Origin of the sequence: Caballeronia jiangsuensis (assembly GCF_046030135.1) — a bacterium.
Classification (GTDB): domain Bacteria; phylum Pseudomonadota; class Gammaproteobacteria; order Burkholderiales; family Burkholderiaceae; genus Caballeronia; species Caballeronia jiangsuensis.
In genome coordinates, this window is record NZ_JAQQDB010000015.1 from 21,122 (window position 1) to 39,715 (window position 18,594).

Annotated in this window: 15 protein-coding genes; 11 read left to right on the plus strand and 4 right to left on the minus strand. The window is 63.2% G+C overall.

Going from position 1 to position 18,594, the window contains the following annotated elements:
* Nucleotides 1–8: 8 nt before the first annotated feature.
* The gene (locus PQR08_RS17435; RefSeq protein ID WP_408161896.1) at nt 9–485 is read left to right on the plus strand and encodes an OsmC family protein; all 477 of its coding nucleotides are present in this window, start codon (nt 9–11) and stop codon (nt 483–485) included.
* 15 nt (nt 486–500) lie between these two features.
* On the opposite strand, the gene PQR08_RS17440 is transcribed toward PQR08_RS17435, so the two are convergent.
* Entirely contained in the window at nt 501–1,517 is a 1,017-nt protein-coding gene (locus tag PQR08_RS17440) for a D-2-hydroxyacid dehydrogenase family protein (protein ID WP_035509786.1), read from the minus strand.
* A gap of 488 nt (nt 1,518–2,005) precedes the next feature.
* Here PQR08_RS17440 and PQR08_RS17445 point away from each other — a divergent pair, with 488 nt between their 5' ends.
* Together PQR08_RS17445 and gvmR are read left to right on the plus strand one after the other, a co-directional pair.
* Nucleotides 2,006–3,877, plus strand: a complete 1,872-nt coding sequence (locus PQR08_RS17445; RefSeq protein ID WP_408161898.1) for a phosphoenolpyruvate carboxykinase (GTP) — start codon at nt 2,006–2,008, stop codon at nt 3,875–3,877.
* A gap of 339 nt (nt 3,878–4,216) precedes the next feature.
* Nucleotides 4,217–5,296 (plus strand): transcriptional regulator GvmR, encoded by a 1,080-nt coding sequence (gene gvmR / locus PQR08_RS17450; protein WP_238209464.1) that lies wholly within the window; start codon nt 4,217–4,219, stop codon nt 5,294–5,296.
* Nucleotides 5,297–5,376: 80 nt separating this feature from the next.
* Here gvmR and PQR08_RS17455 read toward each other — a convergent pair whose 3' ends face one another.
* The 3 genes from PQR08_RS17455 to dprA all read right to left on the minus strand — a co-directional run bounded on the left by PQR08_RS17455 (nt 5,377) and on the right by dprA (nt 9,862).
* Nucleotides 5,377–8,022 carry a DNA topoisomerase III gene (locus tag PQR08_RS17455; RefSeq protein WP_408161900.1) on the minus strand — a complete coding sequence of 882 codons (2,646 nt, stop codon included), beginning with the start codon at nt 8,020–8,022 and terminating at the stop codon, nt 5,377–5,379.
* A 169-nt stretch (nt 8,023–8,191) separates the two neighbouring features.
* Nucleotides 8,192–8,569: a thioredoxin family protein gene (locus PQR08_RS17460; protein WP_035509772.1), complete on the minus strand. Its 378-nt coding sequence runs from the start codon at nt 8,567–8,569 to the stop codon at nt 8,192–8,194.
* 75 nt (nt 8,570–8,644) lie between these two features.
* On the minus strand, nt 8,645–9,862 hold the full coding sequence (gene dprA / locus PQR08_RS17465) for a DNA-processing protein DprA (protein WP_408161902.1): 1,218 nt from the start codon (nt 9,860–9,862) through the stop codon (nt 8,645–8,647).
* Nucleotides 9,863–10,062: 200 nt separating this feature from the next.
* On the opposite strand from dprA, the gene def reads away from it, so the two are divergent.
* The 8 genes from def to esaR all read left to right on the plus strand — a co-directional run bounded on the left by def (nt 10,063) and on the right by esaR (nt 18,588).
* Nucleotides 10,063–10,566 carry a peptide deformylase gene (def, locus tag PQR08_RS17470; RefSeq protein ID WP_187608207.1) on the plus strand — a complete coding sequence of 168 codons (504 nt, stop codon included), beginning with the start codon at nt 10,063–10,065 and terminating at the stop codon, nt 10,564–10,566.
* A 3-nt stretch (nt 10,567–10,569) separates the two neighbouring features.
* Complete coding sequence (fmt, locus tag PQR08_RS17475) at nt 10,570–11,544, plus strand: methionyl-tRNA formyltransferase (RefSeq protein WP_408161905.1); 975 nt, start codon at nt 10,570–10,572, stop codon at nt 11,542–11,544.
* A 70-nt stretch (nt 11,545–11,614) separates the two neighbouring features.
* A complete protein-coding gene (locus PQR08_RS17480; protein WP_408161907.1) occupies nt 11,615–12,262 on the plus strand; it encodes a LysE family translocator in 648 nt (215 codons plus the stop codon).
* Between the two features lie 130 nt (nt 12,263–12,392).
* Entirely contained in the window at nt 12,393–13,247 is an 855-nt protein-coding gene (gene htpX, locus PQR08_RS17485; protein ID WP_187608210.1) for a zinc metalloprotease HtpX, read from the plus strand.
* A 163-nt stretch (nt 13,248–13,410) separates the two neighbouring features.
* The gene (gene rsmB / locus PQR08_RS17490; RefSeq protein ID WP_408161909.1) at nt 13,411–14,829 is read left to right on the plus strand and encodes a 16S rRNA (cytosine(967)-C(5))-methyltransferase RsmB; all 1,419 of its coding nucleotides are present in this window, start codon (nt 13,411–13,413) and stop codon (nt 14,827–14,829) included.
* The gene (locus tag PQR08_RS17495; RefSeq protein WP_187608212.1) at nt 14,826–15,422 is read left to right on the plus strand and encodes a DUF4390 domain-containing protein; all 597 of its coding nucleotides are present in this window, start codon (nt 14,826–14,828) and stop codon (nt 15,420–15,422) included. The genes rsmB and PQR08_RS17495 overlap by 4 nt, the downstream gene beginning before the upstream one ends.
* Nucleotides 15,412–17,874, plus strand: a complete 2,463-nt coding sequence (locus PQR08_RS17500) for a sensor histidine kinase (RefSeq protein ID WP_238209472.1) — start codon at nt 15,412–15,414, stop codon at nt 17,872–17,874. Before PQR08_RS17495 ends, PQR08_RS17500 begins: the two co-directional genes overlap by 11 nt.
* The gene (gene esaR, locus PQR08_RS17505; protein ID WP_371880359.1) at nt 17,875–18,588 is read left to right on the plus strand and encodes a response regulator transcription factor EsaR; all 714 of its coding nucleotides are present in this window, start codon (nt 17,875–17,877) and stop codon (nt 18,586–18,588) included.
* The last annotated feature ends 6 nt before the right edge of the window (nt 18,589–18,594 follow it).

An 18,594-nucleotide genomic window follows, 5' to 3' on the forward strand; every position in this document is an offset into this window, starting at 1 on the left:
AGCAGACCGTGGCGAAGAAGCATACGTACGAACTGACCGTCGAATGGACGGGCAATCTCGGTTCCGGCACATCGGCTTACGACGCGTACTCGCGAGACCACCTCGTGCGCGTCGGCTCGAAGACGGCGATCGAGGCGTCGAGCGATCCCGCGTTTCGCGGCGACCCCGCGCGCCACAATCCCGAGGAGTTGTTCGTGGCGTCGCTGTCGTCGTGCCACATGCTCTGGTATCTGCACCTGTGCGCAACGAACAAGCTCGTCGTAACCGGTTATGTCGATGAAGCCATCGGCACGATGCAGGAAGAGTCGAAGGGAGACGGGCGCTTCGTAGATGTGCTGCTGCGCCCGCGCGTGACCATCGGCGCCGGCGGCGATGCCGATCTCGCGGCGCGCCTGCACGAAGAGGCGCACCGTTTCTGTTTCATCGCGAACTCGGTGAATTTTCCGGTGCGCTGCGAGCCGTCGATCGAAATCTCGACCGTCTGAAGCCGAAGCCGAAGCTCAACGGCGGCGCACGTGCTGAAGCGCTTCCTTGTTGAAGACGCTCGACGTGTCGCCCGCATCGAACGCGAGGATGTTCCTGAACGCCGCGCCGAAATACAGCTCATAGCTCTCACGCTCCACATAGCCGATGTGCGGCGTGCAGATCACGTTTTCGAGGCGCAGCAGGCCGTAGCCTTGCAGTATCGGCTCGCTCTCGAAAACATCGACCGCGACCATGCCCGGCCGGTTGTGATGCAGCGAATTGAGCAGCGCGTTCTCCTCGAGCAGTTCGGCGCGGCTCGTGTTGACGAAGAGCGCGGTAGGCTTCATGCGCATCAGATCGTCCTGCTTGACGATGCCGAGCGTGTCATCGGTCAGGCGCAGATGCAGCGTGAGCACGTCGCTCTGCTCGAAAAACGCTTCGCGGCTTTCCGCGACCGCGAAGCCATCTTCGCGCGCCGCGCTTTGCGAATGCTCGCGCCCGTAGACGAGCACGTTCATGCCGAACGCCTTGCCGTAACCGGCCACCAGTTTGCCGATCTTGCCGTATCCCCAGATGCCGAGCGTCTGTCCGCGCAGCACCTGACCAAGACCGAAGTTCGGCGGCAGCGCGGACGTCTTCAGCCCCGATTGTTGCCACGCGCCTTGCTTCAAGTTCGCGACGTACTGCGGAATGCGCCGCTGCGCCGACATGATGAGCGCCCACGTCAGTTCCGCGGGCGCGACCGGCGAGCCCGTGCCCTCCAGCACCGCGATGCCGCGCTCGGTGCACGCATCGACATCGATATGACCGCCGCCCGCGCGTCCCGTCTGGCTGATCATGCGCAGTTTCGGGCATTTGTCGAGCAATTGTGAGCTGATGCGCGTACGTTCGCGAATCAGCACGAGCGCATCCACTTCCGAGAGTCTGCTCGCCAGCTGCCCGAGACCACGCACCGTGTTATTGAAGACCTTCACCTCATGGTCATCGAGCAGATGGAAGCAATCGAGCTTCCGTACGGCATCCTGGTAGTCATCGAGAATGGCGATTTTCATGGGCATTGATTGGCTTTTGTTAGGCATCAAACGTGCTGCTTTTTTATGGAGAGCGAGAATGGAGTACTTAAATTCGGGTAAATACCGATAAATTGCGCTCTATTCCGCTTTATTGCGCTGCATCACATGGTTCACGCAATGCGGTGTTATGCTTGACTCCCCTTTTTTTCGGGAGCCTCGTACGTCCGCGCCAATAGAGAAAGAAATCCAGCGCAACTAGCGGAAAACACGATGATCCGCGAAGAGACAGGCCACTTAGTATCTCTTTTTAACAGTTTGTTCCTTTGCGATGCAAGCCGCGAGGGATACGTTTGCTGTGTAAAGAATTCAGGCCCGTGACGCCGCATTGGCTCGCGAACCGCATTTCGTGCGATGAAAGCGCGTACAGAAGCGCACGAAAGCGCCCGGCGGTTCGAGTCGCAAACGCCTCTCGCATGCAGCGTCAGTTGGGTGATTGGTTTTCATTGCAGAAGAACGGAGACAGCTCGATGAACCAGCCCGCAGTAGTCGAAGACAACAATAAAAATGCCGTCGACATCAAAACGCCGGCCTATGTCCGGCACCGAAAACTCATCGAATGGGTCCGGCAGGTCGCGGCCCTGACCAAGCCGGACCGCATCGAATGGTGCGACGGTTCGCAGGAGGAATACGACCGGCTCTGCCAGCAGATGGTGGAAGCCGGCACGATGAAAAAGCTCAACCCCGAGAAGCGCCCGAATTCCTTCCTCGCGTGCTCGGATCCCTCGGATGTGGCGCGCGTCGAAGACCGCACGTTCATCTGCTCGCAGCGTCGTGAGGATGCCGGCCCGACGAACAACTGGATCGATCCGCAGGACATGCGCGTCACGCTCGACGGCCTGTTCGACGGCTCGATGCGCGGCCGCACGATGTACGTCGTGCCGTTCTCGATGGGCCCGCTCGGCTCGCCGATCGCGCATATCGGCGTCGAATTGTCGGACAGCCCGTATGTCGTGACGAACATGCGCATCATGACGCGCATGGGCCGCGCCGTGTACGACGTGCTCGGCGCCGACGGCGAGTTCGTGCCGTGCGTGCATTCGGTCGGCGCGCCGCTCGCGGATGGCCGCAAGGACGTGCCGTGGCCGTGCAACGACACGAAATACATCGTCCATTTTCCCGAATCGCGCGAAATCTGGAGCTTCGGTTCGGGCTATGGCGGCAACGCGCTGCTCGGCAAGAAGTGCTTCGCGCTGCGCATCGCCTCGACGATGGGTCGCGATGAAGGCTGGCTCGCCGAGCACATGCTCATTCTCGGCGTGACATCGCCGCAAGCGCGCAAGTATCACGTCGCGGCGGCGTTCCCGTCGGCATGCGGCAAGACCAATTTCGCGATGCTGATTCCGCCGAGCGATCTCCAGGGCTGGAAAGTGACGACGATCGGCGACGACATCGCGTGGATCAAGCCGGGCCGCGACGGCCGGCTCTACGCGATCAATCCGGAAGCGGGTTATTTCGGCGTGGCGCCCGGCACCAGCGAAAAGACCAATTTCAACGCGATGGCGACGCTGAAGGAAAACGTGATTTTCACGAATGTCGCGCTGACCGACGACGGCGACGTCTGGTGGGAAGGCATGACCGACAGCCCGCCCGCGCATCTGATCGACTGGCAAGGCCGCGACTGGACGCCCGAAATCGCGAACGAAACGGGCGCGAAGGCAGCGCATCCGAACGCGCGCTTCACGGCGCCGGCGTCGCAATGTCCGTCGATCGATCCGGACTGGGAGAACCCGGCCGGCGTGCCGATCGACGCGTTCATCTTCGGCGGACGCCGATCCAACACCGTGCCGCTCGTCACGGAGGCCCGCGACTGGAAGGAAGGCGTCTACATGGCCGCCACGATGGGCTCCGAAACCACCGCCGCCGCCGCGGGCCAGCAAGGCGTCGTGCGCCGCGATCCGTTCGCGATGCTGCCGTTCTGCGGCTACAACATGGCCGATTACTTCGGCCACTGGCTGAAGATGGGCGAGCGTCTGGAAGCGATGCACGCGAAGGCGCCGAAGTTCTTCTGCGTCAACTGGTTCCGCAAGGGCGACGACGGCAAGTTCGTGTGGCCGGGCTTCGGCGAGAACATGCGCGTGCTGAACTGGATGATCGGCCGCGTCGAGGGCACGGCGAAGGGCGAGGAGCACGCCTTCGGCATCTCGCCGGGTTACGAGGACATCGACTGGGGCGCGCTCGGCTTCACGCGCGAGCAGTTCGAGCAGGTGATATCGGTCAACGACGCCGCCTGGCGCGACGAACTCGCGCTGCATGACGAGCTTTTCACGAAGTTGAAACACGGCCTGCCCGCGGCTCTGACGGCGGCCAAGGCTGGAATGGAAAAGCGGCTGACTGCATGAGTGGATCGTCCGGCGCGATTTCACGCCGGCTTTGTCTCACAAACTGAATCAATCCCCATATTTCGGGCCCGCATCGACGGGCCCGATTTTTTATCGCCTATACCGTCAAAATTGACGACGCCAGCTTTTTTGAAGTTGCGTCGATCGGAGTTTGCTTAGCCGAGTGTTGTGCCGATGACAACAGTCGGTGATCTTTCATCCGCGTAAGACGCCTAACTGTCAGATTTTTTTCGACTTTTTCGCGCTTCCCGGCAACTTCTGCACGAAAGTGCCGGTCCTAGGATAATCCTGAATTGCTTTGCAGCAGAATTCGAGCCGTGTAGCGGCAGGAGTTGTCTTATGGATCATTTGCAGTCGATGAGGGTGTTTGTCCGCGTCGCCGATCTCGGAAGTTTCGCCCGGGCCGCGAGCGCGATGGACATCTCCAATGCGGTAGCTACGCGCCATGTGGCGGACCTGGAAGGCCGCCTCGGCACGCGCCTGCTCAACCGCACGACGCGCAGCCTCTCGCTCACCGAGTCCGGCCAGGTGTATCTGGAGCGGGCGCGGCAGATTCTCGACGAACTGGAAGACGTCGAACAGATGGTGGTGGCGCGCAATCACGAACCTCTCGGTTCGCTCAGGATCGTCGCGCCCGTCGTGTTCGGTCTGCATAATCTCGCGCCGGTGTTGCAGACGTATGCGCAGCGCTATCCCAAGGTCGTGCCGGACGTGACACTCGTGGACCGTCAGGTCGATCTGGTCGAGGAAGGTTTCGATGTCGGCATCGTCATCGCGCGTCAGGTGAAGAGCGCCAGTGTCGTCACACGGCGTCTGACGACCGGTTGCATGACCGTCTGCGCGACGCCGGCGTATCTGGAGTCGCACGGCACGCCGACGCGCCCCGAGCATCTGCTCGAGCATCCGTGTCTGAGCCTGCCGGCCGAATATTGGGGCGACGAGCGCGTGTTCACCGGCCCGGACGGCGAAGTGCGCGTGCGGCCGCAGAACGTGATCATCGCGAACAATACCGAGATGTTGCGGCAGTTCGCGCTGCTCGGCATGGGCATCGCTATTTTGCCGAGCTATCTGATCGGCAACGACACGACGCGCGGCCAGCTCGTGCGGCTGCTCGGCGATTTTCAATTGCCGCAGGTCGAAATCAACGTCGCGTATCCGAGCCGCCGTCATTTGCCGGCGAAGGTACGCACTTTTATCGATCATCTGGTCGAGCATTTCAGCCAGACGCCGAATCATCAGCTCGGCGAGCAATGGATTCGCGATGGTCGCGGCAGACCGGGCGCGCATCCGCACTACGAGCACGCCACCGAAGCGGCGACGCCCCCGCCGCGCTCGCGTCCCATCGACGGTGAACTCGCGCCGAAGCTGTCGAAGCCTTCGCGCTCGCGCGGGCGCTTGCCGGCGCCTTCGCCGTTCTGAAGGGCTCGCGCAACGCGCAAATGAAAAAACTCCCGCGAAGCGATTCGCGGGGGTTTTTTTTCAGCGGGAGAAGAGGGCGATCAGCTCGCCTTCTTCGCCGCGGTCTTTTTCGCTGCCGCCTTTTTCGCGGGCGCTTTCTTTGCAGCGGTCTTCGCGGACGTGGTCTTGGCGGCTACGGCGACATCGCTGTCGCCGCTTTCGTCGCCGCTGTCGGCCTGAGTTTCCGCCGCCGCGCCACGTTTGGCCGCCGTTTTCGCTGCCGGCTTGCCTTCCTTCTTCTCGAACTCGAAGCCGATCTTGCCATCCGGCTGCTTCACGAGAAACGCCTTGAAGTTGCGCCCTGTGCGCGACGACTTGAAGTTCGTCAACAGGTCCGTGCGGCCTTCGTTCAGCAGCTTTTCCATCTGATCGCGGCCGATTTCCTGCTGGAGAATCACCTTGCCCGATCGGAAATCGCACGTTTTCGGATTCGACACCGAGTTCTCGCACACATAGCTCATGCCGTGCTCGAACACGCGCGACTGGCACTTCGGACACGCGCCGACTGGCGTTTGCTCGGAGAAATCGGGCGGTTCGCCGTCTTCGCCGCCGGAATCCTGGCCGAAGTCGAATTCGAGCTTGTAGTTCTTGATCTCGTCGTCGAGCGAGAGTTTGAGGATGGCGGAGAACGGACGGCCCATCTTGCTGCGGAAGCCCGACAGCGGCCCGATGGTTTTCTCGCGCAGCAATTCCTCGACTTCGGGGATTTCGAACTGCCGGCCGCCCGGAATCTTCGAGATCGAGAATTCGCACTTCGTGCATGCGAAGCGGCGATAGTTTTCCTTCACCTGCGCGCCGCAGTTCGGGCACGGCGTTTCGAGCGTCGCGTAATCGCCGGGGATCGTGTCGGAGTCGTATTCCTTCGCGCGCTTGACGATGGTCTGCGTCATCCGCGCGATTTCCTGCATGAACGCATCGCGATGCAGATTGCCGCGCTCCATCTGCGAAAGCTTGTGCTCCCACTGTCCGGTCAATTCCGGCGCGGTCAGTTCCTCGACGCCGAGGCCGCGCAGCAAGGTCATCAACTGGAACGCCTTCGCCGTCGGGATGAGCTCGCGGCCTTCGCGCACCATATATTTCTCGCCGAGCAGCCCTTCGATGATCGCCGCGCGCGTGGCCGGCGTGCCGAGGCCCTTCGCGGCCATCGCGTCGCGCAGCTCTTCGTCTTCGACCAGCTTGCCCGCGCCTTCCATCGCCGAGAGCAGCGACGCTTCGTTGTAGCGCGCGGGCGGCTTGGTCACGAGGCCGTGCGCCTGGACCTTCTCGACATCGACCTTTTCGTCCTTCTGCACCGGCACGAGGTTGCCGTCTTCGCCCGCGGCTTCGCGGCCGTAGATCTGCAGCCAGCCCGGCTCGACGAGCACCTTGCCTTCCGTCTTGAAGTGATGTCCCGAGACTTCGGTGATGCGCGTGGTCACGAGATATTCCGCCGCCGGGAAGAACACCGACAGGAAGCGCTTCACGACGAGGTCGTACAGCTTCTGCTCGGGTTCCGACAGCGATTTCGGCGCCTGCAGCGTCGGGATAATGGCGAAGTGATCGCTGATCTTCGAATTATCGAAAATGCGCTTGTTCGGCTTCACCCAGCCCTTGTCGAGCACCTGTTTCGCGAACGGCAGATAGTTGTTGCTCTCCTTGAGCATGGTCATCGTGTCCTTGACCGTGCTCATGTAGTCCTCGGGGAGCGCGCGCGAATCGGTACGCGGATAGGTCAGGACCTTGTGCTTTTCGTACAGCGCCTGCGCGAGGCCGAGCGTGTTCTTCGCCGAAAAACCGAAACGGCCATTGGCTTCGCGCTGCAAGCTGGTCAGATCGAAGAGCAGCGGCGACATTTGCGTCGACGGCTTCGATTCCTCGGTCACGACGCCGGTCTTGCCGCGGCATGCTGCGACGATCGATTCCGCCGCCGGGAGACTCCACAGGCGCGAATCGCGCTGTTCGGGATCGTTTTCGACGCGCTTGAACTTCGGATCGAACCAGCGGCCTTCGTACAGGCCCTTCGCGGCGATGAATTCGGCGCGCACTTCCCAGTAATCGCGCAGAACGAATCGACGGATTTTTTCCTCACGTTCGACGACGATCGACAGCGTAGGCGTCTGAACGCGACCGACAGTCGTCAAAAAGAAGCCGCCGCCCTTGCTGTTGAACGCGGTCATCGCGCGCGTGCCGTTGATGCCGACGAGCCAGTCCGCTTCGGAGCGGCAGCGGGCGGCATCGGCGAGCGGCTGCATGTCGGCGTCGCTGCGCAGGTTCGCGAAGCCTTCGCGGATCGCGGCGGGCGTCATCGATTGCAGCCACAAACGTTGCACCGGCTGTTTTGCCTTCGCGTGCTGCGCGATCAGGCGGAAGATCAGCTCGCCCTCGCGCCCCGCGTCACATGCGTTGATGAGCCGGTCGATATCCTTGCGCTTCATCAGCTTCGTCAGCACCTTCAGGCGCGACTCGCTCTTCGCGATCGGATTCAGGTCGAAATGCGGCGGAATCACCGGCAGATTGGCGAAGCTCCATTTGCCGCGCTTGACGTCGTACTCTTCCGGCGCGGCGATCTCGAGCAGATGGCCGACTGCGGACGAGAGCACGTAGTCGTCGCTCTCGTAGTACTCGTCATGCTTGGTGAAGCCGCCCAGCGCACGCGCGATGTCGTTCGCGACGGAGGGCTTCTCAGCGATGATCAGGGCTTTGGACATGACTCAAATAGTTGGTAACTGGCAGCGGCCCGGTTTGGACTGCTTTAACGCCGCTTTATAGCACACGCTTTGCGCGGCGGGCGTCGAAGCTGGAATCGGGGCGGTTCAATATCCGGCTCGCGAAGCGCATGGCGAGAAGCGCAAAACGCGCGTTTCGCGTGCGCCGCGATCAGGCCGTGGCAAGCGCCGGGCGCAGTTTGGGCGCCCCGACCATGCCCGGCAGCGCGGTCAGATCGGTCAGCATCCGATCGACGATGGACGCCTGCGGCAGCACCGTGCCGAAGAAGCGCGTCGTAACGGCGTCCTCGATCAGGATGGTAGGAAAATTTTCGACGTCGAGGTCATCGAAACGATCGGCGTGATTCTCGATATCGATCCAGGCGAAGCAGATTTCCGGATGCGCGGCCGCCAGCCTGTCGAACCCTTCGCGATATTCGCGACAGGTTCCGCACCATTCCGCGCACAGGCAGGCGACGAACAGCGTGCCGGGCACGGCGATGCGCTCCGCGATGCGATCGGCATCGGTATCGAGATTCAGCGCGGACATGGCGGGTGCGAAATCCTTTATTGGTATCGACTGCAGGGATTGCTCATTTTTCCGCGAATGTAGCACGATGCGGCATCACGAGCGCTCCACCGCCGTGTAGCGGCCGCCCGCAAGCGCGGCCACGTGGCCCGATAGTTCCAGTTGCAGCAGCGCGCCCTGGAGCGCCGCACCATCCAGATCAGTGCGCATCGCGAGGATTTCAAGCGTCGCGGGCGCGTGGCCGAGCGCGTCGAGAACGCGGCTGGCGTCGCCGTCGATCGCGCTGTCGGCTTCATCCGCTCGCGCCGATGCCCAAGAGGCGCTGACCGGACGCGGCCTGGCGCGTCTCGCCGCTGTGGAAGCCGCGCGTGCCGTCGCTGGCGAAAAACCGAACTCTTCGAGCACGTCCTCCGGCGTTTCGACGAGCTTCGCCCCCTGCTTGAGCAGCCGATGACAACCCTGCGAGAGCGGCGCGTGAATCGAGCCGGGAATCGCGAAGACATCACGCCCCATTTCGTTGGCGAGCCGGGCGGTGATGAGCGAGCCGGAACGCATCGCGGCCTCGACGATCAGAACGCCGCCCGACATGCCCGCAATCAGCCTGTTCCTCTGGGGAAAATTGGCGGAGCGCGCCGGCGTGCCGAGCGGCCATTCCGAGAGCATCGCGCCTTCGCGGGCGATTTCATGCGCGAGCGTGTGATGTGCCGCCGGATAGACCAGATCGGCGCCCGTGCCGATCACGGAGACCGTGCCCGTGGCGCCTTCCAGCGCGCCGCGATGTGCGGATGCGTCGATGCCGAGCGCGAGACCGGACACCACCGCGAGCCCCGCATCCGACAGCACGCGGGCAAAGCGGCGCGCGTCTTCGAGTCCTTGCGGCGAGGCGTGCCGGCTCCCGACGATAGCCACCGCGCGCGCCTGCAGAAGTTCGAGCCGGCCTTTCGCGTAGAGCAGCGGCGGCGGGTCCGGCATCGTGAGAAGCGCCTGCGGATAGGTGGCGTCGGCGAGCGTGAGAATGTGATTGCCCGGTTCGGCTGCCCACACGAAAGCCGCTTCAATATAGTCGTCGAACGGAACGCCTTCGATTTCCTCCGGCGGCGCGAGCACGGCCTCGGCGGCGCGGGCGTCGGCGATTTCGGCGAGCGACGCAAAGCTCTCCGACAGGACTTCGAGGGGACCGCCGAAAGCACCGAGCAACGTGCGCAGCGCGAGCGGCCGAAGCCCCTTTGCGTGCGCGAGCCGCAGCCATGCGCGCAGTTCGTCGGCATCGAGTGTCGGGGCGGCTTCCCCGGTCGGCAGGTCGGCGGTCGTCATGTTAAGATTTTTGATCCGGAACAGATAAAGAAAGGTCGCTCAGGCGTGGTCCAAAGCCCGACGCGACGCCCATTGGCCGCTTGCCGGCGGCGTCGAATCCACTGGATTCGCCCGCATATCTTCGGCATGCCGCCACTCACCCGCAACCTGGCCGAATGGCCGATTTACACGTGCCGCGGCGCGCGTAGACAATCCGAATCATGGCTCTGCTCAAGATACTCAACTACCCGGACAAGCGGCTGAACAAGGTGGCGAAGCCCGTCGCCGTGGTCGACGACCGCATCCGCAAGCTCGTCGCCGACATGGCCGAGACGATGTACGCCGCGCCCGGCGTGGGGCTCGCCGCGACACAGGTGGACGTGCACGAGCGCGTGATCGTGATCGATGTCTCCGACGCGCACGACCAGCTCATGGTGTTCATCAACCCGGAGCTCGTCTGGACGAGTGACCAGAAGAAGGAATGGGAAGAAGGTTGCCTCTCGGTGCCCGGCATTTACGATTTCGTCGAGCGTCCCGACAAAGTGCGCGTGAAGGCGCTGAACGAAAAGGGCGAAACCTTCGAACTCGATTGCGACGGTCTGCTTGCGGTCTGCATCCAGCACGAGATGGATCATCTGGCGGGTCACGTGTTCGTCGAATATCTGTCGTCGCTCAAGCAGACGCGCATTCGCGGCAAGATGAAGAAGCTGGAAAAGGCGCTGTAACCGATGACTCAATCGTTGCGCGTGGTTTTCGCCGGGACGCCGGAATTCGCTGCCGCCGCGCTCGCGGCTCTTCATGCGGCGGGATTTTCCGTGCCGCTCGTGCTCACGCAGCCCGATCGGCCCGCAGGGCGTGGCATGAAGCTGAACGCAAGCCCGGTGAAGCGCTTCGCTCTCGAGCATGGCTTGAAGGTCGCGCAGCCCACTTCACTGCGGCGCGCGGGCAAGTATCCGCAGGAAGCGGCGGAGGCCATCGACCTGTTGCGCGCAACGCCGCACGATGTCATGGTCGTCGCCGCTTACGGGCTGATCCTGCCGCAAGAAGTGCTCGATATCCCGCCGCGCGGCGCGATCAACATTCACGCGTCGCTGTTGCCGCGCTGGCGTGGCGCCGCGCCGATCCATCGCGCGATCGAAGCGGGCGACGCCGAAACCGGCATCACGCTGATGCAGATGGACGCCGGTCTCGACACCGGCGCGATGATTCGCGAAGCCCGCACCGCAATTCTCCCCGACGACACGACGGCCACGCTGCACGACCGGCTCGCGCAAATGGGCGCCGAGTTGATCGTCGCGGGATTGCGTGATCTCGAGCGTGATGGCTCGCTGCCGTCCACGCCACAGCCCGAAGAAGGCACGACGTACGCCGAAAAGATTGCCAAGAACGAGGCCGCGCTCGACTGGCGGCGTCCGGCGGAAGAACTGGCGCGCCAGATTCGCGCATTCGATCCGTTTCCCGGCGCGTTCGGCACGCTCGACGGCGCCGCGATCAAGATCTGGGCCGCGCAACCGGTCGATGTTTCTTCGAGCGCGGAACCCGGCACCATCGCGGAGGTTTCATCGGACGGCATCGTCGTGATTTGCGGCGGCGGCGCGCTGAAACTCACGCAATTGCAGAAACCCGGCGGCAAACGCCTGCCGGTGCGCGAATTCCTGGCGGGCGCGTCGCTCGCGAAAGGCCAGCGTTTCGCGCTCCAATAAGAGACTGCGAAACGGGCGCGGCGCTAAAATAAACAGCTGTCAACACGCATTCGCCCGTCTGGAGTTTTCGATGCTCGGCATCACCGGTTTTGCCTTCTTCCTCGTCGCCGTATTTCTTCTCAACGTCACGCCCGGCCCCGACACTGCGTACATCGTCGGACGCAGTGTCGCTCAGGGGCGCGGCGCGGGCATCGTGTCGGCGCTCGGCATTTCGGCTGGCTGCATCATCCATACGCTCGCGTGCGCGTTCGGTCTGACGGCGATCCTCGCCGCATCGGCGACCGCGTTCACCGTCATCAAGGTTGCCGGCGCGATTTATCTGATCTATCTCGGCGTGCGCCTGATTTTCACGAAGCATGACCAGGCCGACGCCGCCTCCGAAGCGCAGACAAACGAAAAAGCCGCGCCGAAATCGCTGCTTCAGCTCTTCGCGCAGGGTTTCGTCACGAATGTGCTGAATCCGAAGGTCGTGCTGTTCTTCGTATCGTTTTTTCCGCAATTCGTCGCCGCGGACAGTCAGCACAAAACGCTCGCTTTCCTCACGCTCGGCATCGTATTCATCGCGATGAGCACGGTCTGGAACAGCTTTGTCGCCTGGATCGCGGGTAGTGTCACGGAGCGCTTCGCCGGCAAATCCGGCGTGAAAAAGTGGCTGGATCGCGGCGTCGGCGGCGCGTTTGTCGGCCTGGGCATCAAGCTCGCGACTTCGCATCGATAAATCGCGCAAACGCGGATTGAATTATTGATGGACACCCCTATCTAACATTTTGCTTACAATCGTGGCTCCGGTCATGTCGGCCGGGCAACCGCGCACTTAGCGCAGCGTATTAGGGAGAGGAGCTCCGGAAATGTTCAACTGGGTCAAAACCGCGATGCTGATGGCTGCGATCACGGCCCTCTTTGTCGTGATCGGCGGTGTAATTGGCGGATCGAAGGGCATGATGCTCGCGCTGATCATCGCGCTCGGCATGAATTTCTTTTCGTACTGGTTCTCGGACAAGATGGTCCTGCGCATGTACAACGCGCAGGAAGTCGACGAGACCACCGCGCCGCAGTTCTATCGCATGGTGCGCGAGCTGGCCACGCGCGCTCAATTGCCGATGCCGCGCGTCTATCTGATCAACGAAGACGCGCCGAACGCGTTCGCCACGGGCCGCAACCCCGAGCACGCGGCGGTCGCGGCGACCACGGGCATCCTGCGCGTGCTGTCCGAGCGCGAAATGCGCGGCGTGATGGCGCACGAACTGGCGCACGTGAAGCATCGCGACATCCTGATCTCGACGATCTCCGCGACGATGGCCGGCGCGATCTCCGCGCTCGCCAACTTCGCGATGTTCTTCGGCGGGCGCGACGACGAAGGCCGTCCGTCGAATCCGATCGCGAGCATTCTGGTGGCGATTCTCGCGCCGATCGCCGGCGCGCTGATCCAGATGGCGATTTCGCGTGCGCGCGAGTTCGAAGCCGACCGCGGCGGCGCGGAGATTTCAGGCGACCCGCAAGCGCTCGCGAGGGCGCTGGAGAAGATTCACGCTTACGCCACCGGCGTGCCGTTCCCGACAGCAGAAGCGCATCCGGCGACCGCGCAGATGATGATCATGAATCCGCTCTCGGGCGGCGGCATCGCGAATCTGTTCTCGACGCACCCGGCGACGGAAGAGCGTGTCGCGCGTCTGATGGAAATGGCGCGCACGGGCCGCTTCTAAGATCGCTTCTAAGACAATCGACTCGTAACGAAGGCCGTTCCGGTTGCGCCGGAACGGCCTTTTTGCTTGTCGTCGGCCGCCCGTCGGGGCGCGCGATCCCCGCAAGTTACAATCCTCGTTCACGCAAGCCATCCACTTGCCGCTCGACCGTTCTCGTTTCTCCATGACCGACAAGCCTTCCCGGCGGCCCGCCGCCGCGCATTCCCGCCTGAGCGCCATCCATCTCGCGCCCGATTCGCTCGCGTTCGCGCTCGATTGCGCGGCGCAGGCCGTGGGCGCGGTGCGCGCGGGTTCGGCGCTGCCGGCCGCGTTGCAGACAGTCATCGCGTCGGCGAAGCACGCGGAGGCGCGTGGCGCGGTGCAGGACATCGCGTATCGCGCGATGCGCCGTCTCGCGCTCGCCGACGCGCTCCTGCGCAAGCTCGTGAAGAAGGCGCCGCCGCCGCATGTCGCGAACGTGCTCGTCTGCGCGTTCACGCTGCTGACCGACGACGAAGCGCACGCGGCCTACGCGCCTTTCACCGTCGTCGATCAGGCGGTGAGCGTGATCGCGGCGCGGCGCGAATTCGCGTTCGCGAAGGGTCTGGTCAACGCGGTGCTGCGCAATTTCCTGCGCGAGCGCGAAACGCTCATCGATGAGGCGCGCAAGGACCCCGTCGCGCGATGGAATTATCCGCAATGGTGGATCGACGCCGTGAAGCGCGGACAGCCCGATGCGTGGGAGCGCATTCTCGAAGCGGGCAACGAGCACGGGCCGCTCACGTTGCGGGTGAATGCACGTCACGCCACCGTCGATCAATATCTCGCGCGCCTCAAAAACGCGCATGTCGAGGCCGAAGCCGCGGGCCTTCACGCAGTGCGCCTGAAAACGCCGATGCCCGTCGATCGCATTCCGGGCTTTGACGAAGGCGTCGTCTCTGTGCAGGACGCGGGCGCGCAACGCGCGGCGCAACTGCTCGGCCTGAAAGACGGCATGCGCGTGCTCGACGCGTGCGCCGCGCCGGGCGGCAAGACGGGGCATATTCTCGAACTCGCGACCGTCGATCTGATCGCGCTCGAAAGCGACGCGGAGCGCTCGGGCCGCATCGGACAGAATCTGAAGCGCCTGAAGCTCGAGGCGCAAATCGAAGTGGGCGACGCGGGCGATCCCGCGCAATGGTTCGACGGCGCGCCGTTCGATCGCGTTCTCGCCGACGTGCCGTGCTCGGCGTCGGGCATCGTGCGCCGTCATCCGGATATCCGCTGGCTGCGGCGCCCATCGGACATCGATGCGCTCGTCGCCGAGCAGCGGCGCATCGTGAGCGCGCTGTGGCCGCTCGTCGCGAAGGGCGGCGAGCTGCTGTACGTGACATGCTCCATCTTTCCCGAGGAAGGCGAAGAACAGGCCCGCTGGTTTGGAACCGCGCATGAAGATGCGGTACGATTGGACGCGCCGGGGCAATTGTTACCGACAGCGGCGCGCGCAAGCGCGGGCGCGGTGCAAGGCTCACCGGACGGTACAAATCTCGCGAACCCGGATCGGGACGCGGAGACCTTCGCGGACCACGACGGATTCTTCTACGCGCGCTTTCAGAAACGGTGACGATCAAACGCTTTTTTCCGCTTCGGCTCGCGGCCGTCATCTGGACTGCGCTGACGCTCTGGCTGGCTTTCGCCGCAGCCGACCCCGCGTTTGCCGAGACGATCGCCGTGCAGCGCGCGTCGCTGCAAGCGGACAACGCCGGCTGGAGTCTCGACGCGCATTTCGACTTCGACCTGAACAACAGCCTCGAAGATGCCGTGAACCGCAGCGTGCCGCTCTATTTCACGATCGATTTCAATCTGTCGAGGCCGCGCTGGTACTGGTTCGACGAAGAGCCGGTCAATGTGTCGCAGAGCATCCGGCTTTCGTATCAGCCGCTGACGAACGAGTATCGTGTATCGACGGGCGGCCTGCAGTTGCGTTTCGCCTCGCTCAATGAGGCACTCGCGGTCATCAAGCACGTGACTTCGTGGCACGTCATCGACCGGAATCAGGTGCATGGCGGCGAAACCTATACCGCATCGGTGCGCATGCAGCTCGACATCGCGCTCATGCCCAAGCCGTTCCAGATCGACGCGGTGAATAACCGCGACTGGAACCTTTCCTCGGACTGGAAGCGTTTTACTTTTACGGCGGCAGAACGTGCGAAATAGATTTCGACGCGGCCGCACGGACATCAAGAGTTTCGTCGTCCGTTTGCTGGTCTCCACGGTGGCGCTCACGGCAGTTCTGCTGCTCGTGATGCTCGCGCTCGCCAGTGCGAACACCGAATTCTTCGACCGCTACTACGGCTGGCTCTACGCGGCGAACGTCGCGGTGGCGGTCGTGTTCATGCTGATCGTCATCAGCCTGTTCATCATCATCGTGTCGCGGGTGAGGCAGGGGCGTTTCGGCACGCGATTGCTCGCGAAGCTCGCCTTCATTTTCGCGCTCGTCGGTGTCGTGCCGGGCGCGATCATCTATGTGGTCTCGTATCAGTTCGTGTCGCGGAGCATCGAATCGTGGTTCGACGTGAACGTCGAGACAGCGCTCTCGTCGGGCCTGACGCTCGGCCGCGGCATGCTCGAATCATCGCTCGCCGATTTCAAGAACCGCGGCCGGCAGATGAGCGATCAGCTCGCAAGCGCGGATCCGTCGAGTCTCACGCTGTCGCTCCTGCGCCTGCGCGATCAATACGGCGTGCAGGACGCGGTCGTGTTCGAGCGGCCGCGCGATCAGTACAACCGCGAGGATCTCGCATCGAACAACAGCTCGCTGAGAGTGCCGGGGCTTCGCACTGTCGCGCAGGCCTCGGGCAACTACTACGCGCTGCTGCCCGCCAACGAGCCGACCGGCACGATGCTCAGGGAGGCGCAGGATCATCCGTATGGCGCGATCGAGGGCGAGATCGACGGCGATCCGAAATCGAATGGACCGAAGGGCGCGCTGCGTCTGCGCGTGGTCACGAAGATCCCCGATCCGACTACTACAACCGAATTCCAGCATGTCGATCGCTTCCTGCAGATCGAGCAACCCGTGAGTCAGGAGCTCGCGCGCAATGCCGACGCCGTGCAGCGCGCGTATCGCGAGTATCAGGAAAAGCGGCTCGGGCGCACGGGCTTGCGCAAGATGTATATCGGCACGCTGACGCTCGCGCTCTTTCTCGCGACCTTCATCGCGATGATGCTCGCGCTCGCGCTCGGCAATCAGCTCGCGCGGCCGCTGTTTCTGCTCGCGCAAGGTACGAAGGAAGTGGCCGAAGGCGATTACACGCCCAAACGAGAGATCAACTCGCGCGACGAACTGGGATTCCTTACGCAGTCCTTCAACGCGATGACGCGCCAGCTTTCCGAGGCGCGCGCGGCGGTCGAAAACAACCGCGTCGCTCTGGAGCATTCGAAGGCGTATCTCGAAAGCATCCTCGCGAATCTGACGGCGGGCGTGTTCGTGTTCGACCGGCAGTTCCGCCTGACCACCGCGAATCGCGGCGCCGAGCGCATCTTCCGCCAGCCGTTCGGCGCGCTGCTCAATCAGCCGCTCGATCAGATCGGCGTCCTCGCCGAACTCGGCACGATGGTGAAGAAGGCTTTCGCGGAGCGCGATGCGGCCGAAGTCGGCAGCGGCCATCCGATCGGCGATCGCGGTCATTGGCAGCAGCAGGTCGCGGTGACGGTGCCCGGCGAGAACGATCCGCTGACGCTTCTCGTGCGCGGCACGCAGTTGCTGAGCGTGACCGAAAGCGATAGCGACGATGCCGAAACCACCGGCTACGTCGTCGTGTTCGACGACATCTCCGACGTGATCTCGGCGCAGCGTTCGGTCGCGTGGGGCGAGGTCGCGCGCCGTCTCGCACATGAGATCAAGAATCCGCTCACGCCGATCCAGCTTTCCGCCGAACGCTTGCAGATGAAACTCGCGGACAAACTCGCGCCGTCCGATGCGGACGTGCTCAAGCGGGCGTCGACGACCATCGTCAATCAGGTGCAGGCGATGAAGCAGATGGTCGACGACTTCCGCGAATACGCGCGCACGCCGCCCGCGGTGCTCGGCAATCTGCAACTGAACGATCTCGTCGCGGAAGTGCTGACGCTCTACGGCATCGAAGATGGCAAGACGCCGATCAAGGTGGACCTCGCGAAGCTGCCCGTGATTCGGGGCGACGCAACGCAGATCCGCCAGGTGATCCACAACCTGCTGCAGAACGCGCAGGATGCGGTGGCGGACGTCGCGGAGCCGCGCGTGCTGCTCGAAACGAGGACAGTAGAATATGGCGAGCCCGATGCTTCGGGGCATGCGCGTGTCGCGGTTCGCCTTACGGTCTCGGATAACGGCTCCGGCTTTCCGGCGCGTATCCTTTCGCGTGCTTTCGAGCCTTACGTGACGACTAAGGCAAAGGGCACGGGCCTGGGACTTGCAACCGTGAAGAAGATCGTCGACGAGCACGGCGCGCGCATCGACATACGCAACCGCTCGAAGACCGCGGATGTGATCGAGGGCGCGCAGATATCGATTCTGTTTCTACAACTCGCGGACGATACCGCGGCGCCCGGCGCAACACGTCCGGGTGCCGGTTCGGCGGCGAATCAGGGAACGACAAAAGCAACAGTGCAGACAAGGGCAGCGTAAATGGCAACCATCCTGGTGGTAGACGATGAAATGGGGATCCGGGAACTGCTCTCCGAGATCCTAAGCGACGAAGGCCATGTTGTTGAAGTAGCGGAGAACGCGCAGCACGCGCGCGATTACCGCCTGCAGCAGACACCCGATCTCGTTTTGCTCGACATCTGGATGCCCGATACCGACGGCGTGACTCTGCTCAAGGAGTGGGCCGCGCAGGGCAAGCTGACGATGCCGGTGATCATGATGTCAGGGCACGCGACCATCGACACGGCCGTCGAGGCGACGAAGATCGGCGCGCTCAACTTCCTCGAAAAGCCGATCGCGCTACAGAAGCTCCTGAAGGCTGTCGAGCAGGGACTCGCGCATGGCTCCGCAGCGGCACCCGTGTCGACGATAGCGAAGCCTCCTGCGAGCGCGATGGCATCGGGCGTGCCGGTGGCGGCCGCGCTGCCGACGGCATCGTCGCTGAACGCATCGGGCGACGCGGCGGCAGGCGGCGCGTCGCAGGGTCAGGCGGGGCAGACGGCATCCATCTCGTTCGATATCCCGTTGCGCGATGCGCGCGATGCGTTCGAGCGCGCTTACTTCGAGTATCACCTCGCACGCGAGAACGGCAGCATGACGCGCGTCGCCGAGAAGACGGGGCTCGAGCGCACGCATCTTTATCGCAAGCTGAAGCAACTGGGCGTCGATCTCGGAAAGAACAAGAACGAGGTTTAAGCGCGG

Bases quoted from the DNA above. Each gene is read 5' to 3' on its own strand.
- PQR08_RS17480 (WP_408161907.1), top strand. From the start codon at position 11,615: ATGCTCGGCATCACCGGTTTTGCCTTCTTCCTCGTCGCCGTATTTCTT.
- esaR (WP_371880359.1), top strand. From the start codon at position 17,875: ATGGCAACCATCCTGGTGGTAGACGATGAAATGGGGATCCGGGAACTG.
- PQR08_RS17460 (WP_035509772.1), bottom strand. From the start codon at position 8,569: ATGTCCGCGCTGAATCTCGATACCGATGCCGATCGCATCGCGGAGCGC.
- gvmR (WP_238209464.1), top strand. From the start codon at position 4,217: ATGGATCATTTGCAGTCGATGAGGGTGTTTGTCCGCGTCGCCGATCTC.
- PQR08_RS17455 (WP_408161900.1), bottom strand. From the start codon at position 8,022: ATGTCCAAAGCCCTGATCATCGCTGAGAAGCCCTCCGTCGCGAACGAC.
- PQR08_RS17440 (WP_035509786.1), bottom strand. From the start codon at position 1,517: ATGAAAATCGCCATTCTCGATGACTACCAGGATGCCGTACGGAAGCTC.
- htpX (WP_187608210.1), top strand. From the start codon at position 12,393: ATGTTCAACTGGGTCAAAACCGCGATGCTGATGGCTGCGATCACGGCC.
- def (WP_187608207.1), top strand. From the start codon at position 10,063: ATGGCTCTGCTCAAGATACTCAACTACCCGGACAAGCGGCTGAACAAG.
- fmt (WP_408161905.1), top strand. From the start codon at position 10,570: ATGACTCAATCGTTGCGCGTGGTTTTCGCCGGGACGCCGGAATTCGCT.
- dprA (WP_408161902.1), bottom strand. From the start codon at position 9,862: ATGACGACCGCCGACCTGCCGACCGGGGAAGCCGCCCCGACACTCGAT.
- PQR08_RS17445 (WP_408161898.1), top strand. From the start codon at position 2,006: ATGAACCAGCCCGCAGTAGTCGAAGACAACAATAAAAATGCCGTCGAC.
- rsmB (WP_408161909.1), top strand. From the start codon at position 13,411: ATGACCGACAAGCCTTCCCGGCGGCCCGCCGCCGCGCATTCCCGCCTG.